This window comes from Kitasatospora sp. NPDC091257, from assembly GCF_044757675.1.
Lineage (GTDB): Bacteria > Actinomycetota > Actinomycetes > Streptomycetales > Streptomycetaceae > Kitasatospora > Kitasatospora lactacystinica.
The window spans coordinates 1-6,929 of the sequence record NZ_JBIVVI010000405.1 but is presented as its reverse complement, the minus strand read 5'-3'; the positions used below and the strand labels follow the sequence as shown (position 1 = coordinate 6,929).

Annotated in this window: 5 protein-coding genes; 1 reads left to right on the top strand and 4 read right to left on the bottom strand. The window is 73.2% G+C overall.

Annotation, left to right across the window (positions count from 1 at the left end; genetic code table 11):
* The 4 genes from ACIQOV_RS19790 to ACIQOV_RS19775 all read right to left on the bottom strand — a co-directional run.
* Positions 1 to 674 (bottom strand): TIGR02679 domain-containing protein (locus tag ACIQOV_RS19790; RefSeq protein ID WP_401050085.1); only part of this gene is annotated, 674 nt, incomplete at its 3' end.
* A complete protein-coding gene (locus tag ACIQOV_RS19785; protein WP_401050082.1) occupies positions 671 to 4,765 on the bottom strand; it encodes an SbcC/MukB-like Walker B domain-containing protein in 4,095 nt (1,364 codons plus the stop codon). The genes ACIQOV_RS19785 and ACIQOV_RS19790, both read right to left, overlap by 4 nt.
* Before the next feature lie 102 nt (positions 4,766 to 4,867).
* Positions 4,868 to 6,046 carry a DUF2398 family protein gene (locus ACIQOV_RS19780; RefSeq protein ID WP_401050078.1) on the bottom strand — a complete coding sequence of 393 codons (1,179 nt, stop codon included), beginning with the start codon at positions 6,044 to 6,046 and terminating at the stop codon, positions 4,868 to 4,870.
* Positions 6,043 to 6,603, bottom strand: coding sequence for a hypothetical protein (locus ACIQOV_RS19775; RefSeq protein WP_401050076.1), 561 nt, complete (start codon positions 6,601 to 6,603; stop codon positions 6,043 to 6,045). Before ACIQOV_RS19775 ends, ACIQOV_RS19780 begins: the two co-directional genes overlap by 4 nt.
* 72 nt (positions 6,604 to 6,675) lie before the next feature.
* Between ACIQOV_RS19775 and ACIQOV_RS19770 the strand changes: the two genes are divergently transcribed.
* Positions 6,676 to 6,929 (top strand): IS5 family transposase (locus ACIQOV_RS19770; RefSeq protein WP_401050073.1); only part of this gene is annotated, 254 nt, incomplete at its 3' end.

Genomic DNA, 6,929 nt, shown 5'->3' with positions numbered 1-6,929 from the left:
GTGTGGCCGGCGGCCTCGGTGAGGGCCAGGACGAGGCGGGCCAGGGGGTGGCCGCGGTCGAGGCTCTTGGGATGGCCGGTGGCATCCTGGGCGAGGTGTCGCCGATCGACGACGGAGCCTGCGGTCGGCAAGGACTGCAGAGTGGTGACGGCCTGGCGCAGCAGCAGCTCGCCGTCAGGGCGGAGGCTCAGGCGGGCGATCCAGCCCTTGTACCGCAGGACCTCGACCGCGGCCTGCGGTGACGGTCTGACAGGGCACGAGCGGGGCAGAGCGCCGAGGAGGTCGTTCGCCAGCGCCGTGATCTGCTGGCGGCGCTGCGCTGTGCGTTGGCGTTCGAGGGAGGGTTCGCCGACTCGGCGTTCGAGGGCGTGCGCGGCGACGGCGGCGGGGGTCAGCAGGGGGCCGCGTGTGCGGAGAAGGCCGGTGAGGCGGGGGAGGTCGACACGGATGCGGCGGCCGGCCAGCAGGGGCCGGTTGCTGAGGAGGGTCCCGGCGGCGGCGAGCAGCTCGGGCGAGTCGGGCAGTGTTATTGCCAGTGAGCCGCGGGTGAGGTCGTCGGCGGTGGCGTCGGCGCGAAGGGCGACCCGTTCCCACAGCCACGTCAGCTGCGGGCAGGTCAGGGGCGCGAGTGTCGCCCCCTGGCAGGCACCTGGGCACAGCGGGCACGTGGTCACGGCTGCTCCTCCGTCGTGGAGAGGAGGAGTTCGAGTTCACGGTCGAGGATGTCGACGCGGGTGGCGATGACGGTCTTGTCGGAGCCCTGGGTGAGTTCGAAGGCGCTGATACCGTCCCAGGCGGCGGGAGCTCCGTCCCACTGGTGGCTGGTGCACACGGTGTCGAGGTCGAGGTGGGCGATGAAGCGGGCGAGGGCGTCGCGCCCTTTCTCGTCGACCTCGGCGGGGATCTCGTCGAGCGCGACCAGACGCAGGGCCTGTGGGCCGAGCCTGTCGTACTCGGCGGCCAGTGCGGCGAGCAGGGGGGCCATGACCACCAGGCGGTTCTCTCCGCCGGAGACACCGCAGTCGCGGCTGCCCAGGGCGGTTTCGGCCCGGGCCTTGCCGGTGACGACGTGGCGGATGGCGATCCAGCTGCTGACGTCGAGGATCCGCGCGAGTTCGTCGGCGGTGGCGGTTGCGGCGGCCTTGGCCTGGGTAGCGGCGGTGCGCAGCTGGTGGTGGAGTTCGTCGCGGAGCTGCTGCTCCTGCTCGGGGGTCCGGGTGACGGCGGAGTTCTTGCAGGCCAGGCGCCAGAGCGTGGCCAGGCCCGGGTCCAGGTCGGGCCGCAGGGCGTAGTCCAGCCGCACGCCGACGCCGGAGGAGGCGGCGGCGAGCGGGAGAAGGGCGTTGGTGCGACCGAACCAGTTGACGACGGCGGACCAGGCGGTTCCCAGCGCCTGGGGGAGCTGGCCGAGGACGAGGCCGTCGAGGGCGTCGCCTTCGGCCCGCTTGAGCGATTCCTCGGCTGTCGCGCGGTCCTTCGCAGCGAGGGCGGCTGCTACGGGCAGGGGGTGGGAGGTGTCGTCGCGCACGAGGCGTACGTCCAGGACGGCAGGGTCATCCGGTCCGTACTCGAGGTGCCAGCCGCCGGAGTCCTGGCTGATGAGGTGGGCGTGCAGGGCCTCGGCCGCGCTGGTCACCTCCCCGGGGGTGGCGGGTGCGATGGAGCGGATGGCTTCGGCCACGGCCGCGGGCAGCTCGTGGGCGGGCAGGTCGGTGGGGACGGCGATGACCTGCTCGACGCCCCAGGCAGACAGAACCGCGCGCAGCCCGCCGAGGGCCTCTTGTTGTTCTGGCAGGATGCCCTGGAGGCTGGTGCCGGTTCGGGTGTGCAGCACGACGCACGCGGCCTGCCGCTTGTGTGCGGCGGCTAGGCCGGCGGCGGCTCTACGCCGGTGGTCCTTGGCGGCGGCGCATGCGGCCTTGGCCGCGGTGAGTTGCTGCGCGATGTCCCGGGCTCGCGGGGAGGGGGCCAGCATCGCCTCGTGCACGGCGGCCAGATGGTCGCGGTCGGCGAGCATCTCGGCCAGCTGTAGTGCCTCCACGGTGTCGAGTTCGTCGGTGCGCATCCCCGCCGTGGGTCCTTCGGCGGCCAGCACGCTCACGCGCGTGGCCAGAGCGCGCACCTCCCGTAGGGCGGTCTTAAGGCGGTCGGCGCGCCCGCTGGCATCGGAGACAGTGCCGTGGAGCTGAGGGAGAGCGGCGGGAAGTCCCTGGCCGATGGTCTTGGCGCGCCAGCACGCGAGGGCAACGTCGTGGGCGCGCTCGGCGTCGGTGGCCTTGTCGTGGGTGTCCCGGGCGGCCTCGGCGCTGTCGGCGGCTCTGGCCGCGGCGCGGGCGCGGCCGGCCTCGGCGTCGCGCAGGGACTCCGTGTCGGGCAGGGCGTTGACCGCCAGGCCGAGCCGGGCCTGGAAGCTCACCAGCCGGCTCTGGGCACGGCGGTGCCGGATGGCGGTGCCGTGCAGGCGGTCTGCTTCGGTACGGGCGGCGTCGGCGGCTGCCTGGGCGTGGGCGCGGCGCGCCTCAATGCCGATGTGGCGGGCCGGGCCAACGGCGCAGGCCGGCAGGCGGCCGGTGAACGGACCGGCGCGGTAGGAGCCGTCCCGGCCGACCACCAGAGCTGCACCGTCGCCACCGCTGTCATGGCTTTCGGCGCTCGGGCACAGGGCGGTGCGGGCGAGGACCTGGGCGGCGGCGTCGGAGAGGGGGTGGCCGGGGACGGTGGAGAGGACATCGGCGAGGCTGTCAGGCTGCGGCTGGCCGACAGCGCGCACGCTCCAGGCGCCGGCGCGGTCGGCGGCACCATCGGCGGTGAGCGTGGCCGCGAGAAGGCCGGTGGCGCCGATGACGGCTTCGAGCAGGTCCCGTTGCGGTCCCGGCTGCGGTGCGCGCTCGCCCCACTCCAATACCTCGCCGAACAGGACGGCGCCCGCGTTCCCCGCGTGCCCGGGCAGCGACGCCAGCCAGCCGGGCCCGGGCAGCGGATCGAGGTGACCGCCGCTCCACAACGCGGCCCGGCTGCGAGCCCTCTCGGCAGCCGCCTCGCCGGTGAGCGCGATGTGGTGGTGGGCCGCCGAGCGCTCGACCGCGCGGGAGGCGAGGCGGGCAGCGGTGTCCTTGAAACCGGTGAGCCACTGGCGGTGGGTGGTCAGGACGGCGCCGGGTTCTGCCGCCCGGCACTTCACGGCCCACTGGGCGGCGAGGTCCCGCTGGCGACGGCCCAGCGCGGCACACAGAGCACCGTGGTGTTCCGCGACCCAGGCGTCAGCGGCCTCCAGGAAAGCGGCGGCTTGGACGAGGGCGTGCGCGGCAGCCTCCTTGGCCTGCCGACGGTCGGTGTCGGCCGCGGCCCTGGCGGCGTCGGCAATCCTGCGTGCCTGCTCGGCAGCCTGCTCGGCGTCCTGACACGGTTGGTGGGCGTCGATGGCGGCGCGTGCGAGATTGGCGCGTGCGACGGCCTCGGTCCGGCGTTCGGCGACGGCCGCGACGAGGGCATCGGCCCGGTCGCGGCGGGCCTCCACGGCCAGGTGCTCGGACCGGGGGAAAACGATGGTGCTCGCGCGCAGCGCCTCACGGGGCCGTCGCCCGACCGTGACGGGACGGGCGATGCCGTTGAGGGCCAGCTGGTCAGCGGGGTCAAGACCGGCCAGGCGGCTGTCGAAGTCGTCCGCGAGATGCTGGGCGGCCTCGGCCCTGGCCCGGCGCAGGACACCGTCGGCCGCAAGCGCCGAACGCAGCGCCGCTTCGGCCCGGTCCACCCCCTCCTGCGCGCGGTCGCGCCGGTCCTGGGCCTGGGTGATCTGCGTGCCGTCCAGGGCCTCGTCGGCCTCCAGCACCTCCACGTTGGCCTGCAGACGCACACAGGTCGCCTCAGCCCGGGCGAGGCGCTCCTCCGCTTCCCCGGTCGCCTGGTCAGCCTGTGCCACCTGCTCCTGGGCTTGGTCGTGCTCAACGTGGCGGGCTGCGACTGCCTCCGTTCGCCTGGTCAGCACAGCGGCGGCATCGGCGGCGCGCTGGGCGACGTGCCCGGCCCAGGCGAGCGCGAGACGGGACGTGAGATCGGCGATGCCCGTGACGTTCACCAGATGATCCCGGGTGGCCGCAGCGGCGGCCATGGCGTCGCTGGTGGAAGACAGCACCACATAGTTGACCTTGGGCAGAGCCGAGCGCAGCAGCTCCTCCGCTTCACGAGGCTGGAGCTTGTGCAGGCTGTGGGGATCGCGGATGCGGCGGATACTGCGGCACACCTCGACCAGCCGGGCCTGGTCGGTGCCCAGCAACTCGGCCGCGAGGCTCTGGCGGTAGGCAGCCGCGTCCTCGAACACGGCGCCGTCGGCGTCCCGCACCCGCTGCTCGAAGTCCTCGCCGCTCAGTGCCTCACCGAACGCCCCCTGCAGTTCGATGAGGTCCAGAACGGGGCCTGGCAGGCGGAACGCGGTCAGCGTCACCGGTTTCTGGGCGCCCTTGGAGTAGTCCAGGCGCACGCCGAAGGACATGCTGTCGCCAGTTGTACCGGGGGAGTGGGGGAGAGCGGCGGTCAGCCACAGGTAGCCGGCGCGCTTGCTGCCGCGCGCCCCTTCCTCCATGAGCCCGGCCAGCGTGGTCGAACGGTTCTTGCCCACATGCAGTGCCCGTTCGTCGAGGATGAGGAGGAAGGGCACGGTGGACTCCAGGAGCGTGGTCTTGCCGCAGCCGTTGCGGCCGCGCCACAGGATCCGCCCGCACTCGGTACCGAAGACCTCCAGAGCGTAGTTGTGGACGTTGCACACGCCGATCCCCACGAGCGTGCGTCGGCGCTCGTGCCGCCCGGCGGACCGGTCGATCAAAGGCAGGCCAGGACAGGAAACAGACATGAGGTGGTGTCACCTTTCCTAAGCGGGAGGCTGGTTCTGCCCATGGAAGGGCAAGGCATCGACGGGCGTGAGGGGACGGTCCCAGCGCGCACTGACCGGCGACATCCACCACATGGCAGATCCACCGGAACGCACACGTAGCAGGCCCAACCCCTCCCACAGCGCGCGGACCTCGGCCAGCAGACGGGCCGGCCTGGACCGCAGCTCCTGGCTCCACCCGATGTGGACCAGGGCCAGGCGCCGCAGCTCCCCAAGAACATCGCCCTCGCACCGGCCTCTCCACCCGGGCCAGGGCGCGTGCGGCTGCGCCTCGGAGGCCAGAACGAAGTCGCGCACCAGCAAAGCGGCGTGATGGGCCGTCCCCGGGAGAGGGAAGCGGAGCGCCGGCCCCGTCCCGGGAAGCCCCTCTCCGGCCTCGGCGACCAGAGCCACACCCTCGCTGCGCACCTCCAGAACCAGCCCGAGTACCTCCGCAGTCTCGGCGACCCGTGTGTGCAGACATTCGCGCAGCCACTGGGCCTCGACGGCGTCCAGGTCGCCCCACAGCACAGCGGTGTCGTCGACCAGACGACGCAGGACGCGAGTTGCGGCATCCACCGGCCGGTCACAGGCGCCGACCCAGGCTTCAGGGTCGGCGACCGGGTCTTCCCCCCACCGGCCCCAGGCGTCCAGAGGCGGGACGTTCGCCATGACCAACAGCAGCCGCGCGTGGTCCACCCGCAGCCATACCGCGTCCGCCTCCTCACCAGTGAGGTTCTCCAGCCAGTTATGTCTCCCGGAGACGATCCCGCGCCTGCGCAGCTCCCCCAGGGCCTCGCGCAGATGCCTGACCTCGGTAGCCGAGCCGGTCACCGGCTCATCCGCCTGCCCGGCCGCCTGACGGCACGCCGCCACCACATCGCTGGCCCTGATCCACGGGGGCAGCGTGTACAGGGCTGCCACCGCCAGCCAGAACCAGGAGGCCACCGGTGCCTCCATCAACGGGGCCAGCCACTCACGCACCGGCGGCGACTTCTTCAGCCGCACCGCGCCACCCTCCACCGCCACCGGCCACCGTAGCGTCCCCTGGAAGAACGCCCGCACCGCCGCCAGATGCCTCAACACGAGCGCAGCCTGCGCCCCCTCCAGCCACGGCCGCCCCAGCAGCAGGCGGATCGCCTCACCCTCGCCCGCACCCGCGAGCCACCGGGCGTTCACCGGACCACCACCACAGCCGCAGGCACGTCCCCGAGCACGCCGCCACGAGCCCCGGGAGGAGCACACACGCTGCGCCCCGCCAGATGGAAGACCGGCAGCCAGCCCTCCACCCGCGCCGACCACGACACCGCCTCGATCCGCCCTGCGCCGCCCGCTGCGGGAAACAGGCAGCACCACAACGGCCCGCTGCGCCCACGCCGGAGCCCGCTGTCATCCGGATGCGATCCGCACGCGGCCAGGAGGGCGTTCAGCGCCAGGCGAGCCGCAGCGTCCGACCAGGGGCTCGGGGTCGTGAGCACCTCGCCAATCCTCCGGGCGAGCTCCTGCGCGCGCTGCCGGTGGAGGCGTTCGACCTCCACTCTGGACGGCTCGCGGTCGCGGGCCCGGGCGATCACCCCGCCACCGCGTCCGCGCCCGCCTCCTCGCAGGAGACTGGACGGCAGCGCAGCCTTGGCGCAGGCCTCCCAGGACACCCACGCGCCCTGCTCGCCGCTGGCGGCGGTGACACCGGTCAGCTTGCGCCACCCGTGGTCGCCCAGTACCGCTGCGGTCAGCACGCCTGCCTGTTCCCGGTCCCGGCAGGCTCTGGCCAGCAGTAGCGCCCTAAGGCCTGTCTGATAATTGATCTTGTGGCAGGTCGAGGCGAGTTGACGGACGTGGTGTGGGAGCGGATAGAGCCCCTGCTGCCGCAGGTGGACGGGCGTGGCCGTCCGTGGCGTGATCACCGGCAGGTGGTCAACGGAGTGCTGTGGCGACTGCGGACCGGGGCTCCGTGGCGCGATCTCCCGGAGCGGTACGGGCCGTGGCAGACCGTCTACGAGCGGTTCGCCCGCTGGGAGGCGGACGGCACCTGGGCGAAGCTGCTGGAGCACGTCCAGGTCCG